This is a genomic window from Luteimonas wenzhouensis, from assembly GCF_007859305.1.
Lineage (GTDB): Bacteria > Pseudomonadota > Gammaproteobacteria > Xanthomonadales > Xanthomonadaceae > Luteimonas > Luteimonas wenzhouensis.
Map to the genome: position 1 here is coordinate 1 of NZ_VOHE01000001.1, position 15,512 is coordinate 15,512.

General features: G+C 68.1%; 8 protein-coding genes. 4 read left to right on the plus strand and 4 right to left on the minus strand.

The features are described from left to right. Positions 1 to 392 precede the first annotated feature (392 nt). The 3 genes from FQY79_RS00005 to FQY79_RS00015 are packed head-to-tail and all read right to left on the minus strand — an operon-like array spanning position 393 to position 6,108. Complete coding sequence (locus FQY79_RS00005; protein WP_146309580.1) at positions 393 to 1,055, minus strand: MAE_28990/MAE_18760 family HEPN-like nuclease; 663 nt, start codon at positions 1,053 to 1,055, stop codon at positions 393 to 395. A gap of 5 nt (positions 1,056 to 1,060) precedes the next feature. Then, complete coding sequence (locus FQY79_RS00010) at positions 1,061 to 2,158, minus strand: DUF262 domain-containing protein (RefSeq protein ID WP_146309582.1); 1,098 nt, start codon at positions 2,156 to 2,158, stop codon at positions 1,061 to 1,063. Positions 2,159 to 2,193: 35 nt separating this feature from the next. Then, positions 2,194 to 6,108: a methylmalonyl-CoA mutase family protein gene (locus tag FQY79_RS00015; protein WP_146309584.1), complete on the minus strand. Its 3,915-nt coding sequence runs from the start codon at positions 6,106 to 6,108 to the stop codon at positions 2,194 to 2,196. Positions 6,109 to 6,452: 344 nt separating this feature from the next. Between FQY79_RS00015 and FQY79_RS00020 the strand changes: the two genes are divergently transcribed. From FQY79_RS00020 to FQY79_RS00030, 3 genes are all read left to right on the plus strand, one after another. Next, entirely contained in the window at positions 6,453 to 8,015 is a 1,563-nt protein-coding gene (locus tag FQY79_RS00020; protein WP_146309586.1) for a phospholipase D family protein, read from the plus strand. A gap of 351 nt (positions 8,016 to 8,366) precedes the next feature. After that, a complete protein-coding gene (locus tag FQY79_RS00025; RefSeq protein ID WP_146309588.1) occupies positions 8,367 to 9,467 on the plus strand; it encodes a Glu/Leu/Phe/Val dehydrogenase dimerization domain-containing protein in 1,101 nt (366 codons plus the stop codon). Between the two features lie 543 nt (positions 9,468 to 10,010). Then, the gene (locus FQY79_RS00030) at positions 10,011 to 11,168 is read left to right on the plus strand and encodes an isovaleryl-CoA dehydrogenase (protein WP_146309590.1); all 1,158 of its coding nucleotides are present in this window, start codon (positions 10,011 to 10,013) and stop codon (positions 11,166 to 11,168) included. A 161-nt stretch (positions 11,169 to 11,329) separates the two neighbouring features. Here FQY79_RS00030 and FQY79_RS00035 read toward each other — a convergent pair whose 3' ends face one another. Beyond that, a complete protein-coding gene (locus tag FQY79_RS00035; RefSeq protein ID WP_146309592.1) occupies positions 11,330 to 14,167 on the minus strand; it encodes a S8 family serine peptidase in 2,838 nt (945 codons plus the stop codon). Between the two features lie 148 nt (positions 14,168 to 14,315). Between FQY79_RS00035 and FQY79_RS00040 the strand changes: the two genes are divergently transcribed. Next, a complete protein-coding gene (locus FQY79_RS00040; RefSeq protein WP_146309594.1) occupies positions 14,316 to 15,488 on the plus strand; it encodes a thiolase family protein in 1,173 nt (390 codons plus the stop codon). Positions 15,489 to 15,512 lie beyond the last annotated feature (24 nt).

Sequence of the window (15,512 nt, forward strand, 5' to 3'; positions counted from 1 at the left end):
CGCCCTGCTTGAGCACGGCAATGATCTGGGTCTCGGTGAACTTCGACTTCTTCATACAACCTCCTGGCGGGGAAAAGATGCCAGAAAGTTCTACTTATTGGGTGTCTACCGACCGGGGAAGCTTACGCAGTCACCGATCACGCGGCTGGCGTGTTGCGGGAAAGGAGACGGAGGCAACTAAGACAGATTAACCACCTTCGTCCCTGTTGCTCTGGATTAATCACCTCCGTCCACTTTAGCTCGATTACATCGAGACCTTCTACAACCGGACACGCATGCACTCGGCTCTAGGCTACCAATCGCCGGCAAAGTACGAAGAGCGGCTCAATCGCCTGGGGTATGTGCCCTAGGTCCACTGTCCGAAGAACCCGGGTCACTCCACTCCGTACCCTTTAGCCATTTTCTTTCTTTTCCCTGAATTTTGCTTCTACAGCGCTGTTCACGACCTCGTTCTTCACGCGCTCCATGAGATCAAGAACTTGAGACTGTATAGACTCGTACGCCTCGCGATCAATATCTACATCTTCGCCATGGCAGATAGCATTTCTCTTTGCCAGCAATGCCTCATCGAGGAAAATACTGGCCGTCTCAAATGATGACACATCAATTCCTGCGCAAGCGACTAATCCAATAAACCGATTCGCATTCAGATTAGATTCCGCGTCGATTAGCTTATCTGCCTTCAAGTCGACAGGCCTACTAAGCGATTCTTCGTAATCAACCAGTAGACGCACGCGATTCAATGAGCTCGGCGATAGTTCCAGCTGCCTCAGCTTGGATATAACCCCTCCCACGCGCATCGCTGGCGTGATCTCACGCAGCGTCAATCTCTGCATATGCACGTAACTAACATAGAGGCGCAGCGTCGCGACCACAAAACCTTCCCAATGTGCGTAGAGAAGCGCTACTGAAGCTCTCAAGTAAGTGGCACGGGCGCTCGATGCACTCCTGTCAATAGCAGTCTTGAGATAGGAAAGTTCCTTTTTTCTCCAACCCAACTCGCCGTCTACAAGCTCTGCAAGTTGCGATAAGGTTCTGACTTTTGGCGTCGCCATAGCGCCTACTTAAAGTGCGCCCGCGCAAACGGAACGATCTTAACGATGCGAGTGGTGCCGCGTACGCCTGCGCCGGTGTTCTTCTTGAACGCATCATCGGACCACATGTCGGCAACCTTGGCCACAAGCGTGCCGGGCTTCTTCGCGATAGCAGCTAGGTTAGCCCGTACGCCTATAGCAAGAGCCTCAAATGCCGCATCCGAGAACGATCCAACTATACGCCCAGAGGACTCCCTTCTGAAAGCCTTCTGCCCGAGTGCCTTGTTGATTAAATTGAAAACATCCTTGAACTTTTTCTCCTCCGCCACGCGATCAAACTTTTTGTCAAGAGCTAGACTTACCACCCCTTCGTCCAAGTAATCATGCAGGTCCCACTCGGCCTTGTACTCGACCAAATTGAAGACCAAGTACTTGATCACCAGCTCAACTCCCCGCTGACGCTCCTTAGCGCTGGGAGTCAACTTCGTGCAGTCCAGAAAATCTTTGTTCGAACTTAGCTTCTCCAGCCAAGTCTGGAAGCTCTCATCTGCCATGATCACTGAGCAAGTTCTGATCTCTTGCCTAGTGAGCAACGAGCCTCCGGTGTTGAGTCGCTGGAACAGCTCGAATCGGCTACGTGGGCTGCTACCTGTTTGGAGTATTTCCACCCGAATCCGGGCACGCTGCAATCGCAGCTTCAGCGGCTCCGGTAGAGCACCGGTTCCCTCCCAGGCAGCGCCTTCAAGCGCAGGCATAAGAGCTGTACCGGAAAGTTTAGACGCTACCTGCCTCTTTCCGGACTTTCCACGAAGAACCCCTCTAAACTCGAGCAGAGTAGAAACTCGCTGAAGACCATCCACCAGCTCCCACTTGCCATCTGACGACTGGAAAACAAATATTGGCGGTATAGGAATGCCGATCAGAATGGATTCAATGAACTTGCTTTTCTGATCGAGTGACCACCGGAAGAGACGTTGATATCGAGGTGATATTTGAATCTCACCTTTTTCATAGATGCTAATTAGCTCGCCGATTGACATCTCATATCCGTCGGCTCGCACTTCCGCTTGCGCCGCCGACAACTGAGCCTCTAGCTCACCCTTCTTCGCCTTCTTCTGTGCCACCGCGAACTCCTCATAAATAAACGTTCCGCGGAACTTCACATATTCCGCCGATACTCCCCCCCCACCTCATACAAGGCATGACTGATCTGCCCCAATGAGTGGGTCTTGACCGCGTCCATCAGCGCCTCGAACACGTTCCCCCGGCGGCGCGCGGTGTCCTGAAGATAGCCCAGGCCGTGCCCGTCGTGGGCCTCGGTGGCGATGGTTTCAGGTGAATTGGAATCGTCGGTGGTGGGGGTGCCCCCATCCCGGCCTTCCCCCGCGGGCGGGGGAAGGAGCGAGGCAAGGCGGTTGCGGATGGACTGCCAGTTGCGGACGTTGGCGATCTGCTGGGCCTTCTCTTCCTCCGTCGAGCGGATCAGCTCGATCTCGGCGGCCACCTCGCCGCCGTGCTCCTTGGGCAGGAATGTGTTGACGCCGATCAGGGGCAGGCTGCCGTCGTGCTTCTTCTGCTCGTAGTAGAGGCTCTCTTCCTGGATCTTGCCGCGCTGGTACATGGTGTCCATGGCGCCGAGCACGCCGCCGCGCTCGCTGATGGCCTCGAACTCCTTGTAGACGGCCTCCTCCACCAGGTCGGTGAGCTGCTCGACGATGAAGCTGCCCTGCCAGGGGTTCTCGCAGTAGTTCAGCCCCAGCTCCTTGTTGATGATCATCTGGATCGCCACGGCGCGGCGCACGCTCTCTTCGGTCGGCGTGGTGATGGCCTCGTCGTAGGCGTTGGTGTGCAGGCTGTTGCAGTTGTCGAACAGGGCGTACAGGGCCTGCAGCGTGGTGCGGATGTCGTTGAACTGGATCTCCTGGGCGTGCAGGGATCGGCCGGAGGTCTGGATGTGGTACTTCATCATCTGCGAGCGCTCGTTGGCGCCGTAGCGCTCGCGCATCGCTCTTGCCCAGATGCGGCGGGCGACGCGGCCGATGACGGTGTACTCCGGGTCCATGCCGTTGGAGAAGAAGAACGACAGGTTGGGCGCGAAGTCGTCGATCTTCATCCCGCGCGCCAGGTAGTATTCGACGATGGTGAAGCCGTTGCTTAAGGTAAAAGCGAGCTGGCTGATCGGGTTCGCCCCGGCCTCGGCGATGTGGTAGCCCGAGATCGACACCGAGTAGAAGTTGCGGACCTTGTGGTCGACGAAGTACTGCTGGATGTCGCCCATCATGCGCAGGGCGAACTCGGTGCTGAAGATGCAGGTGTTCTGGGCCTGGTCTTCTTTCAGGATGTCGGCCTGCACGGTGCCGCGCACGGTGGACAGCGTCTCGGCCTTGATTTTCGCGTAGGTCTCGGGGTCCACCAGCTGGTCGCCGGTCATGCCGAGGAAGGCCAGGCCGAGGCCGTCGTTCCCCTTGGGCAGCTCTCCGTGGTAGCGCGGGCGCTCACGGCCTTCGAAGAAGGCGTCGATCCTCGATTGCGCCTCGGCCCAGCGCTGCGGATCGGCCCGCAGGTACTTCTCCACCTGCTGGTCGATGGCGCAGTTCATGAACATCGCGAGGATGATCGGCGCCGGGCCGTTGATGGTCATCGACACGCTGGTGGTCGGCGCGCACAGGTCGAAGCCCGAGTAGAGCTTCTTCATGTCGTCCAGCGTGGGGATGTTGACGCCGGAGTTGCCGATCTTGCCGTAGATGTCCGGGCGCGGCGCCGGGTCCTCGCCGTAGAGGGTGACGCTGTCGAAGGCGGTGGACAGGCGCGCGGCCGGCTGGCCCAGGCTCAGGTAGTGGAAGCGGCGGTTGGTGCGCTCGGGCGTGCCCTCGCCCGCGAACATGCGGGTGGGGTCCTCGCCGGTGCGGCGGTAGGGGTACACGCCGCCGGTGTAGGGGTAGTAGCCGGGCAGGTTCTCCTTGCCGAGGAAGGCGAGCAGTTCGCCCCAGCTGCGGTACCTGGGCGCGGCGATCTTGGGGATCTTCTGGTGGCTGAGGGACTCTCGGTAGTTCTCGACCCGGATGGTCCTGCCGCGGACCTGGTACTCGTTGACCTCGTCGGTGATGGACTTCAGCCGCTGCGGCCACTCGCGCAGGTTGCGCAAATGCCCGGCTTCGATGGACTGGATGGCGTCGTTGTAGCGCTGGCGCAGGGTGAGCAGCGAGCGGTCGACGACCGCCGCCCCGTCCCCCGCGTGCGGGAGGTGAGGATGATCCGCTTGCGCGGCACTGCCGCGCGGACCGTCCGGGCGCCCGGCGCGCTGCGCGGAGCCGGACGGGTCGGGGTGGGGGGCGGCTTCGCTCGCGTCGGGCCCGCCCCCATCCCCCGCTTCGCGGGGACTTCCCCCGCTGGGCGGGGGAAGAGGGGTGCCGCCGCCGGCGAGCAGGTCGGCGGCGTCGTAGAGCTCGAGCGGCTTCGGCAGCCTGGGGTCGTCGAGCTCCTTCAGCGCCTGCCAGCAGGCCTGGGCGCGGTCGGCGGCCTCGGCCTGCTTCTCGATCGAGGCGTTGATGGCCCTGCCCTGCTCCGCGATCTCGGACAGGTAGCGGACCCGGTTGCCGGGGATCAGGACGGTGGCGCGCGGTTCGCGGACCGAGGTGTCGATGCGGGGGTTGAAGTCGCAGCGGGGGGCGGCGGGCACGGCCGCCGGGGCGGCTGCAGGAGCGGCTGTAGGAGCGGCTTCAGCCGCGACCGTCGCTCCAGGGGTTTCGTCGTTGGCCGGGGTTGGGGTCGCGGCTGAAGCCGCTCCTGCAGGGGCCACCGGGGTGCCCGGGAGGTTGAGTTTTTCGCGCAGCAGGCGGCACAGGTTCACGAACATCCAGCTGATGCCGGGGTCGTTGAACTGGCTGGCGATGGTGGGATAGACGGGAACGTCGTCGTCGGCGACGTTGAAGGCGGCGCGGTTGCGCTTCCACTGCTTGCGCACGTCGCGCAGGGCGTCCTCGGCGCCGCGCTTGTCGTACTTGTTGAGCACGATCAGCTCGGCGTAGTCGATCATGTCGATCTTCTCGAGCTGGCTGGGCGCGCCGTAGTCGCTGGTCATCACGTACATCGGGAAATCGACCAGGTCGACGATCTCCGAGTCGCTCTGGCCGATGCCGGCGGTCTCGACGATCACCAGGTCGTAGCCCAGGCCCTTGAGGAAGGCGATGCAGTCGGTGAGCACCGCGTTGGTGGCCACGTTCTGGCGGCGGGTGGCCATCGAGCGCATGTACACGCGGTGGCTGCGCAGCGAGTTCATGCGGATGCGGTCGCCCAGCAGCGCGCCGCCGGTGCGGCGGCGGGTCGGGTCCACCGAGACCACGGCAATGCGCATCTGCGGGAAGCAGGACAGGAAGCGGTTGAGCAGTTCGTCGGTCACCGAGCTCTTGCCGGCGCCGCCGGTGCCGGTGATGCCGATGACCGGCGTGGGACCGGCATGGCCGGCCGCGCCCGCGGCCCACCGTTTGCGCAGCATGGCCAGCTCGGCGTCGGAGTACGCGCCGTCCTCGATCGCGGAGAGCACGCGGCCGATGGCGATCTCGTCGTCCAGCGACGGGCGGGTGCCGGCCGGCTGGCGGGCCTCGGCCGCGCGCGCGTCGCGCGCCCTGGACACGCGCTCGACCACGTCCTCGATCATCTCCACCAGGCCCAGCTTCATGCCGTCGTTGGGGTGGTAGATGCGTTCGACGCCGTAGGCCTCGAGCTCGCGGATTTCCTCGGGCGTGATCGTGCCCCCGCCCCCGCCCACCACGCGGATGTGGCCGGCGCCGCGCTCGCGCAGCATGTCCACCATGTACTTGAAGTACTCGACGTGGCCGCCCTGGTAGCTGGACAGGGCGATGGCGTCGGCGTCCTCCTGCAGGGCGGCGCGCACCACGTCCTCGACCGAGCGGTTGTGGCCGAGGTGGATGACTTCCGCGCCCTGGGCCTGGATCAGGCGGCGCATGATGTTGATCGCCGCGTCGTGCCCGTCGAACAGGCTGGCGGCGGTGACGAAGCGCAGCGGGGTGGCGTTGGACTGGCGCGCGGGGAGCTGGTTGGCGGGCGTGGCCATGGCGCACTCCGGAATGATTTCAGATGTGACCAATTGTAGCGCGGGGGTGTCGCGGCCTTCGGGCGGTTTCCTGCCTGCGCGGGGCGCGCAACCGGGTCCAGCGTGCCATGCCTTTGCCACGCTTGGCGCGCCGCCCCCCGCCGACGCCAGCGTTTCCAGCGCGGAGGTTCGGGAGGGCATGGCGTGGCAGCCCCGGAACGGCGGCCAGCCTCCGCTGGACGCCCGCGGCTGCCCTTTCCAGCGGGGGGAAGGACAGTGCGTGGCGCAAATGCCACACTTGCGACCCCATCCACCCCGCCCACCAGGCCCCGCCACGCCACGACGCCCCAGGACCCCGGCATCCGATGAAGCAGCGCATCAAACGCATCCTGGCCTGGGGCCTGTTCTCGCTGGCCATGCTGGTGGGCAGCGGCATGCTGCTGGCCGACCACCTGATGCCGCCGGCCACCGGCCTCCCCGGCTTCGCGCTGCCGGTGCAGCCGGGGCAGACCGAGCTCGACCGCGAACTGGAGCCGCTGCTGGCGCGGCACCCGGGCAAGACCGGGGCGATCCTGCTGCCCGACGGGCTGGATGCGTTCGCCGCCCGGGCCCTGTCCGCGCGCAAGGCCGGGCGCAGCCTCGACCTGCAGTACTACATCTGGCACGACGACCTCACCGGCCACCTGCTGATGCACGAGGCATGGAAGGCGGCCGAGCGCGGCGTGCGCGTGCGCATGCTGCTCGACGACATCAACACCTCGGGCAAGGACGCGGCGCTGCTGGCGCTGGACGCGCATCCGAACATCGAGATCCGCGTCTACAACCCGTTCCGCAACCGCGAGGGCCTCGGCCGCCTGGTCGAGATGGTGCAACGCATGTTCAGCATCACCTACCGGATGCACAACAAGGCCTGGATCGCGGACAACCGGGTGGCGATCGTGGGCGGGCGCAACGTGGGCACCGAGTACTTCGACGCCCACGGCGAGACCAACTTCCGCGACCTGGACGTACTGCTGTTCGGGCCGGAGGTGGAACAGGCCAGCGCCATCTTCGACACGTTCTGGAACAGCGACGCGGTGGTGCCGATCGACCGGCTCAACTCCAAGCCGCGGCAGAAGCTCGACACCGTGCTCACCGCGATCAAGGAGGAGGCGCGTGGCCGGCTCGCGCGGCGCTATCTCGACCGCGTGGACCTCTCGCCCAACCTGCGCGCCTACCTGGCCCAGGAACTGGAGCCGCACTGGACCGACCGGATCCGGGTGCTCTCCGACCCGCCGCTGAAGTGGAAGGAAACCCAGCCGGGCACCTACCTGGTGGCCGAGCTGTTCGAGGTGGTGCGCGAGACCCGGCGCAAGGCGCTGCTGATCTCGCCCTACTTCGTGCCCGGCGACGAAGGCGTGGCGGCGCTGGCGGCCCTGGTGCGCGAGCGCGAGGCGCACGTGGGCGTGATCACCAACTCGCTGGCGGCCAACGACGTGGTGGCCGTGCACGGCGGCTACGCCAACTACCGCAAGCGCCTGCTGCGCACCGGGGTGAAGCTGTACGAGATGCGGCCGCAGGTGACGCAGTCGGAGGCGAGCCTGTTCGGCAGCAGCGGGGCCAGCCTGCATACCAAGGCGTTCGTGGTGGACGACCGCTACGGCTTCGTCGGCTCGTTCAACATCGACCCGCGCTCGATCGACCTCAATACCGAGATGGGCGTGCTGTTCGACGACGTGCCGCTGGCGCTCGCGTTGCGCGAGGAGTACCTGCGGCTGTCGGACAAGGACAACAGCTACTGGGTGTACCTGGACGGGGACGGCGAGCTGCGCTGGCTGGACCGCGCCTCGGAGCCGCCGGTGGTGCTCGACCACGAGCCCGAGTCCGGCCTGTGGCCGCGGATGCTGGCGCGACTGGTGGGGTGGCTGCCGGTGGAATCGCAGCTCTGAGGGATGGGGCCCTTCCGGCTCCCTCGCCGCCCGCCCCCACCCCGGCCCTCCCCGCAAGCGGGGGAGGGAGCCAACGCAGCCACGCTCCTGCCCCTTCCCCCGCTTGCGGGGGAAGGCCGGGATGGGGGCACGCCACGAAGCCGCGATGCCCGACCGTGCCCCCTCGCCCACCCCCGCCCTCCCCTGCCGAAAGTCACGGGCAATTTCCGCTTGCCGGCGTAGAATTCGCTCACCTGAAACTTTCCGGCTGCCCCTGCGGGCGATCCAGACCGCCGGCCAACCCATGCCATCCAGCCGAGCCTGGAAGGGCCCCGCGACCACGCGCGCGGCGCCCGCGACGGAGTTATATCCATGATCTTCGAACAGATTGGACACTACGGCCACGAGCAGGTCGTGTTCTGCCACAACCCCGACGTCGGCCTGAAGGCCATCATCGCGATCCACAACACCGTGCTCGGCCCGGCCCTGGGCGGCACCCGGATGTGGCCGTACAAGAATGATGCCGAGGCCCTGGACGACGTGCTGCGCCTGTCGCGCGGCATGACCTACAAGAACGCTGTGGCCGGCCTGAACCTGGGCGGCGGCAAGGCGGTGATCATCGGCGACCCGGCCAAGGACAAGTCCGAGGCCCTGTTCCGCGCCTTCGGCCAGTTCGTCGATTCGCTGGGCGGTCGCTACATCACCGCCGAGGACGTCGGCATCGACGTCAACGACATGGAGTTCGTGTTCCGCGAGACACAGTTCGTCACCGGCGTGCACCAGGTGCACGGCGGCTCGGGCGACCCCTCGCCGTTCACCGCCTACGGCACGATGCAGGGCCTGATGGCCGCGCTCAACCGTCGCTTCGGCGACGAGGAGATCGGCAAGTACAGCTTCGCCGTGCAGGGCCTGGGCCATGTCGGATTCGAGTTCGCCAAGCTGCTGAGCGAGCGCGGCGCCAAACTGTTCGTCACCGACATCCACCAGGACCGCATCGACCGTGCGGTGAGCGAACTCGGCGCCGAGGCCGTGGCCCCGGACGACATCTACGACGTGGACGTGGACGTGTACTCGCCCTGCGCCCTGGGCGGCACGCTCAACGAGCAGACCCTGCCGCGGATCAAGGCCAAGGTGGTGTGCGGCGCGGCCAACAACCAGCTGGCCAGCAACGCGATCGGCGACGAGCTCGAGCGCCGCGGCGTGCTGTACGCGCCCGACTACGCGGTCAACGCCGGCGGCGTGATGAACGTGTCTCTGGAGATCGACGGCTACAACCGCGAACGCGCGATGCGGATGATGCGCACGATCTACCACAACCTTACCCGCATCTTCGAGATCGCCGAGCGCGACGGCATCCCGACCTACCAGGCCGCGGACCGCCTGGCCGAGGAGCGCATCGCCACCATCGGCAAGCTCAAGCTGCCGATGGGCCGCAGCGCCCCGCGCTTCCAGGGGCGGATGCGCGGCGGCTGAGGCTGCCCGCAAGTTCCAGCACCACGCCGGCGCACCGCTTTCGCGCGCTACTCCTTCCCCCGCTTGCGGGGGGGAGGCCGGGATGGGGGCCGCCTGGCCCTCGCTGTGGCATCCCCGTTCCCGTGCTCCGATGCCCCCACCCCACCCTCCCCCGCACGCGGGGTAGGGAGCCAAAGAAGCCGCGCCGCGCGCTCCTGCCCCTTCCCACGCTTGCGGGGGAGGGAGCCAAGGCGGTTGCGCCGCAAGCGCCCCGACTCCTTCCCCCGCTTGCGGGGGAAGGCCGGGATGGGGGCCACCTGGCTCTCGCCGTGGCATCACCGTTCCCGTGCTCCGATGCCCCACCCCAACCCTCCCCCGCACGCGGGGAGGGAGCTGGAGGTTGGCGCGTGGACGGTGGCCGCGTTCGCGTTTCGGGACACGCGAGTGGGTACGCTACGTGGATCTGGGCGATTGAAGCGGGCGCCGTGCCGGGTCGTCGGCGGGCGCGGCCGGTCCCGCCCGGCAAAGTAGTAGCATGTGAAACAGTCCATCAGGGAGCATGGAATGCGGACGTTTCCGCTTGGCGAGGAGATCGATGCGCTGCGCGAGGCGGTGAGGCGGTTCGCCGAGGCCGAGATCGCGCCGCGCGCGGCGCGGATCGACGAGGAGAACGCGTTCCCGCAGGACCTGTGGCCCAGGCTCGGCGAACTGGGCCTGCTCGGCATGACCGTGCCCGGCGAGTTCGGCGGCAGCGACATGGGCTACCTCGCCCACCTGGTGGCGATGGAGGAGATCTCCCGCGCGTCCGGCTCGGTCGGCCTGAGTTACGGCGCGCACTCCAACCTCTGCGTGTCGAACCTGTACGCCAACGGCAACCAGGCCCAGCGCGAGAAGTACCTGCCAAAGCTGTGCAGCGGTGAGTGGAAAGGCGCGCTGGCGATGAGCGAGCCGGGCGCCGGCTCCGACGTGGTCGGCTCGATGAGCTGCCGCGCCGAACTCAAGGGCGACCGCTGGATCGCCAACGGCAGCAAGATGTGGATCACCAACGGCCCCGAGGCCGACGTGCTGGTGGTCTACATGCGCACCGCCAGCCGCGAACTCGGCAGCAAGTGCATGACCGCCTTCATCGTCGAGAAGGGCTTCAAGGGCTTCCGCACCGCGCAGAAGCTCGACAAGCTCGGCATGCGCGGCTCCAACACCTGCGAGCTGGTGTTCGAGGACTGCGAGATCCCGGCCGGGAACGTGCTCGGCGAGGTCAACAACGGGGTCAAGGTGCTGATGAGCGGGCTCAACACCGAGCGCCTGGTGCTCACCGGCGGGCCGTTGGGGCTGATGCAGGCCGCGCTCGACATCGCCCTGCCCTACGTGCGCGAGCGGCGCCAGTTCGGGCAGCCGATCGGCAGCTTCGGGATCATGCAGGCCAAGATCGCCGACATGTACACCGCGCTGCAGTCCTCGCGCGCCTACGCCTACCAGGTGGCGCGCGACTACGACGCCGGGCACCGCTCGCGCATCGACGCGGCGAGCTGCCTGCTGCATGCCAGCGAGGCCGCGGTGCAGGTGGCGCTCGAGGCGATCCAGGCGCTGGGCGGGAACGGCTACATCAACGAGTACGCGACCGGGCGGATCCTGCGCGATGCGAAGCTGTATGCCATCGGGGCAGGGACCAACGAGATCCGGCGGATGCTGATCGGGCGGGAGTTGTTCGCCGGGAACCACTGAGGGCAGCAGCTCCTGCGGGGGCCTTGCCTGCGTTCCGGGCTTGCTTCCGGCCGTGACGGGCGAATGGCCGGCGGCTGCGCCCCTCCAGCCGGCCATCGGTGAAGGGGGCAGCGTCCCTGCCCCTGCCCCTGTTACAACCGTCCATCCCTTCCTCGTCCCATTCAGAACGCCAGCAGGTATCGCAGGTGCGCCATGCGGTCGCCGCCGCGCGGTCCGAAGCGCTGGTCGACGCCCAGCTCCAGGCGACCAGCGCGGCCCAGCCAGGTGTCGAGGCCGAGGCCGACCAGGCCGCCCGGCTTCGCGGCGTCGGCCAGCGGCAGCGGCGACCAGCTGTCGATCCCGGCGAGGCTGGCCTGCAGCGCGAAGCCCTCGGCCTGCAGGGTCTGCTGCCATTCCGACCAGGCGCGGAGGCTTGCGCCGCGCCAGTCGCGGCGGGCGCGCAGGCCCACGGTGGCCTGGGTGCGGGCCAGCGTGGCATCGGCCGTGCGCAGGGCGAAGGCGCTGCCCCATTCCTCGAAGCCGTCGCTACGCATTCGCACATGGTCGGCGCCCAGGTAGGGAGTGAGTCGCCACGCGCCGCGATGCAGGTGGCGGCCGGCCTCTACCGCGAGGCTGGCGTAGCCTCCGGAGGTGGTGCCGTGCACCCCGGCGCGGGCGTCCGGACCGTCGAACAGCCAGCGTTCAATGTCGCGATCGAAGCGGCCCGAAGTGGCCTGGCCCAGGGCGTAGCCGTCCGCGCCCAGGCGACCGAGGTAGACGCTGGCCGCCGTCTGCCGGCCGCGGCTGCGGTCGTGGTTGCCGCCCACCCGGCCTTCGGCGCGGACCTCGCCGAACGCGAAGCCGGACACCAGGCCCGGCGCCGGCGCGTGGTCGCGGCCGATCATCCAGCCATCGAGGTGGAAACCGCCACCGGCGATGCCGGTGCCCTGCCCGCTCACGCCCAGCGCCTGGCGCCAGGCGCCGGCGGCGTTGCCGGGACCCATCCGCTCGACCCGCGCCGACAGCGCACGGCGGCCGATGTCGATCGCGTCGAAGGCCAGGCTGGTGGCCAGCGCGTGCGATTCGCCGGACAGGCTGTCGAGCGCGGACGCGGCAGCGCGTTCGTCCGCCAGGGCCTGGAAGCGGCCGGCCAGCGCGAGCACGGCATCGTCCGCCGCGTCCGCGCCGCCGGCGTCGATCCGCGCGAACGCCTGCTCCAGCCGCCGCGCCGCGGCCAGGCCCGCGGGCGATACGGACGGCAGGCGCTTGGCGGCGGCCATGACGTCCAGGCGCGCGATCTCCAGGATCACCTCGTCCAGGTCGTAGTCGTAGGCCAGCCCGGCCTCCAGGAACAGGCTCGCGGCGTAGCTCAGCGCATCGAACCGGCCTTCCAGGCCGCCGAGCGCGGTGAGCACGGTTTCGCTGGCCTGGGCCACGTAGCCCGGCGCGAGGCCGGACACGTGCAGCGTGCCGCCCTCGATGGTCGCCGTACCGTGCACCCTCAGCTGGCTGCCCACCTGCACCGACAGCGTGCCCGAGGCGGCCTGCACGTAGTCGCCCCGCGCGACCAGCGCGTTGTCGACGTCGACCGCCACCGTCCCGGAGTTGTGGATCTGCATGCCGATCCCGCCACGGCCGGTCAGGGTGCCGTCGCGACCGACCAGCACGCGGGTGTTGGCAAGCTCGCCATCGACCACGAGCGTGCCCGCCTCCACCCGCGTGTCGCCGCGGTAATCGCCTGGGGCGGTGAGCACCAGGCGGCCGTCGCCGCGCTTGACGATGCCGCCGTCGCCGGTGATCGGGTTGCGCCAGGCCGAAGTGAGCCCGTCGAAGTCGGCGACCACGTCGCCCCAGTCCAGCCGCTCCGGTCCGCGCACCGCGGCGCCGACGTCGAGGCGCCCGTGGCCGAACACCGGGTCCACGCCCGGCGCACCGATGTCGGTGGCGGTGCCGAGCAGGGTCTGCCGCACCAGGTCGTTGTCGAAGTACGGGAACGCCTCCCAGACCAGGGCCGCGGCGCCGGAGACGATCGGCGCGGCGAACGAGGTGCCCGACCAGCGCCAGTAGCTAGGCGCGTCGGGGGCATCGTCGGTGCCGGTCACCACCACCGTGCCCGGCGCGGAGAGGCAGTAGTCCATCGCCAGCCCGCAGGCGTTGGAGTAGTAGGCCAGCTGCGAGTCGCTGCCCTCGGCCAGCGCGGCCACCGCCAGCCAGCCGCGTTCGAGGTCGGCCGCGGGCCGGCTTCCGCCGCTGCCCGGCTGGCTCGGCAGCGCGGCCGTGTCGGACGGGTCTTCGAAGCCGGAGTTGCCCGCGGAGAACACCACCAGGCCGCCGCGCTCGACGACGAAGGGCCGGTATTCGGCGGCGATCTGCGCGGTCGCCGCGGGGTCGGTCCAGTACAGGCCGCCCCAGGAGTTGTTGATGATCCGCACGCCCTGCGCGACCAGGTCGTCGTGGATCGGGCCGATGCCCAGCGGGCCGGAGATCTCGTTGCCCTGGCCGCTGCCGTCGTCCTCGGGCGGGGTGTCGCTGATGATCCGCGCCGAGACGATCTCCGCACCCGGCGCCAGGCCGCCGGGCCATCGGCCGAACGGCCGGCCGGCGATCACCTGCGCCACCGCGGTGCCGTGGCCGTGGACGTCGTCGACCGACAGGTCGTTGCTGCGCGGATCGAGGTAATGGAGGTTGGCCACCACCCGGCCGGCGAGCGCGGGATGGTTGCGCTGCACGCCGCTGTCGATCACGCCGATGCGGATCCCGGCGCCGTCCAGCCCGGCTTCGTGCGCCTGCGCGGCGTTGGTCCAGGCGAGGTGGTGGCTGTAGGCGGGCTCGGGCGGCTGCACCACCGGCGGCGATGGCGGCGGCGCGGGCGGAGGCGGCGGCGGTGGCTCGGGCGGCGGGCCCTGCGGCGGCGGATCGGCGCGCGTGCCGCCTCCGCCACCCCCGCAGGCGCCCAGCGCCAGGGCGACCGCCAGTCCCACCGACAGCCGCGACAGCCAACCGCACGCCATTTGCGACATCGCCGTGTCCTCCCGCTGCACGCCCGTCCCGGGCGCCCGATGACTCTATACGCGACGCGGGCCGCGCGACCAGCACCGGGTTTGCCGCCCCGCCGGCGCGGGCGCGATAATCGGGTTCCTTCTACTCCCCCACCCCCGGAGTCCCGCCATGAGCGACGTCGTCATCGTCGGTGCCAAGCGCACCGCCATCGGTTCCATGCTCGGCCAGTTCACCGGTGTGCCCACGCCCACCCTCGGCGCCGCCGCGATCCGCGCCGCCGTCGAGCAGGCCGGGGTCAAGGGCGAGGACGTGTCCGAGGTGATCATGGGCTGCGTGCTGCCGGCCAACCTCGGCCAGGCGCCCGCGCGCCAGGCCTCGCTCGCCGCCGGCCTGCCCAAGTCGGCCGGCTGCACCACCATCAACAAGGTCTGCGGCTCCGGCATGAAGGCGATCATGCTCGGCCACGACCTGATCAAGGCCGGCTCGGCCACGGTCGTCGTCGCCGGCGGCATGGAGTCGATGACCAATGCCCCGCACATGGTCTCGGCGCGCCCGGGCCTGCGCTACGGCGACGCCAGGCTCGTCGACCACATGGCCTGGGACGGCCTGACCAATCCCTACGACGGCCAGTCGATGGGCGTGTTCGCGGAAGCCTGCGCCGACAAGTACGGCTTCACCCGCGAGGAGCAGGACGCGTTCGCGATCGAGTCGGTCACGCGCGCCAAGGCGGCGATCGAGTCGGGCGCGTTCAAGGACGAGATCGTCCCGGTGAAGGTGGCCTCGCGCAAGGGCGAGGTGGAGGTCGCCACCGACGAGCAGCCGGGCAAGTCCGACGTGGCCAAGATCCCGACCCTGCGCCCGGCCTTCCGCAAGGACGGCACGGTCACCGCGGCGAGTTCCTCGAGCATCTCCGACGGCGCCGCGGCCACGGTGCTCACCAGCGCCGACGAGGCTGCCCGCCTCGGGCTCAAGCCGCTGGCCCGCATCGTCGGCCACACCACCTGGTCGCAGGAGCCGGAGTGGTTCACCACCGCCCCGGTCGGCGCCATCCGCAACCTGCTCGACAAGGTCGGCTGGAAAGTCGAGGACGTGGACCTGTTCGAGGTCAACGAGGCCTTCGCGGTGGTGGCGATGGCGCCGATCCGCGAACTCGGGATTCCGCACGAGAAGCTCAACGTCAACGGCGGCGCCACCGCCCTGGGCCATCCGATCGGCGCCAGCGGCGCGCGCCTGGTGGTGACCCTGCTGCACGCCCTGCGTGCGCGCGGCGGCAAGCGCGGCATCGCCTCGCTTTGCATCGGTGGCGGCGAGGCCACGGCGGTGGCCGTGGAGCTGGTCTAGCCCTGCATCTGGTGGCGTCCGGTT

Excerpts from the sequence above, each read along its gene's own strand:
- FQY79_RS00040 (WP_146309594.1), top strand. The coding sequence starts at position 14,316 with ATGAGCGACGTCGTCATCGTCGGTGCCAAGCGCACCGCCATCGGTTCC.
- FQY79_RS00035 (WP_146309592.1), bottom strand. The coding sequence starts at position 14,167 with ATGTCGCAAATGGCGTGCGGTTGGCTGTCGCGGCTGTCGGTGGGACTG.
- FQY79_RS00030 (WP_146309590.1), top strand. The coding sequence starts at position 10,011 with ATGCGGACGTTTCCGCTTGGCGAGGAGATCGATGCGCTGCGCGAGGCG.
- FQY79_RS00025 (WP_146309588.1), top strand. The coding sequence starts at position 8,367 with ATGATCTTCGAACAGATTGGACACTACGGCCACGAGCAGGTCGTGTTC.
- FQY79_RS00015 (WP_146309584.1), bottom strand. The coding sequence starts at position 6,108 with ATGGCCACGCCCGCCAACCAGCTCCCCGCGCGCCAGTCCAACGCCACC.
- FQY79_RS00005 (WP_146309580.1), bottom strand. The coding sequence starts at position 1,055 with ATGGCGACGCCAAAAGTCAGAACCTTATCGCAACTTGCAGAGCTTGTA.
- FQY79_RS00020 (WP_146309586.1), top strand. The coding sequence starts at position 6,453 with ATGAAGCAGCGCATCAAACGCATCCTGGCCTGGGGCCTGTTCTCGCTG.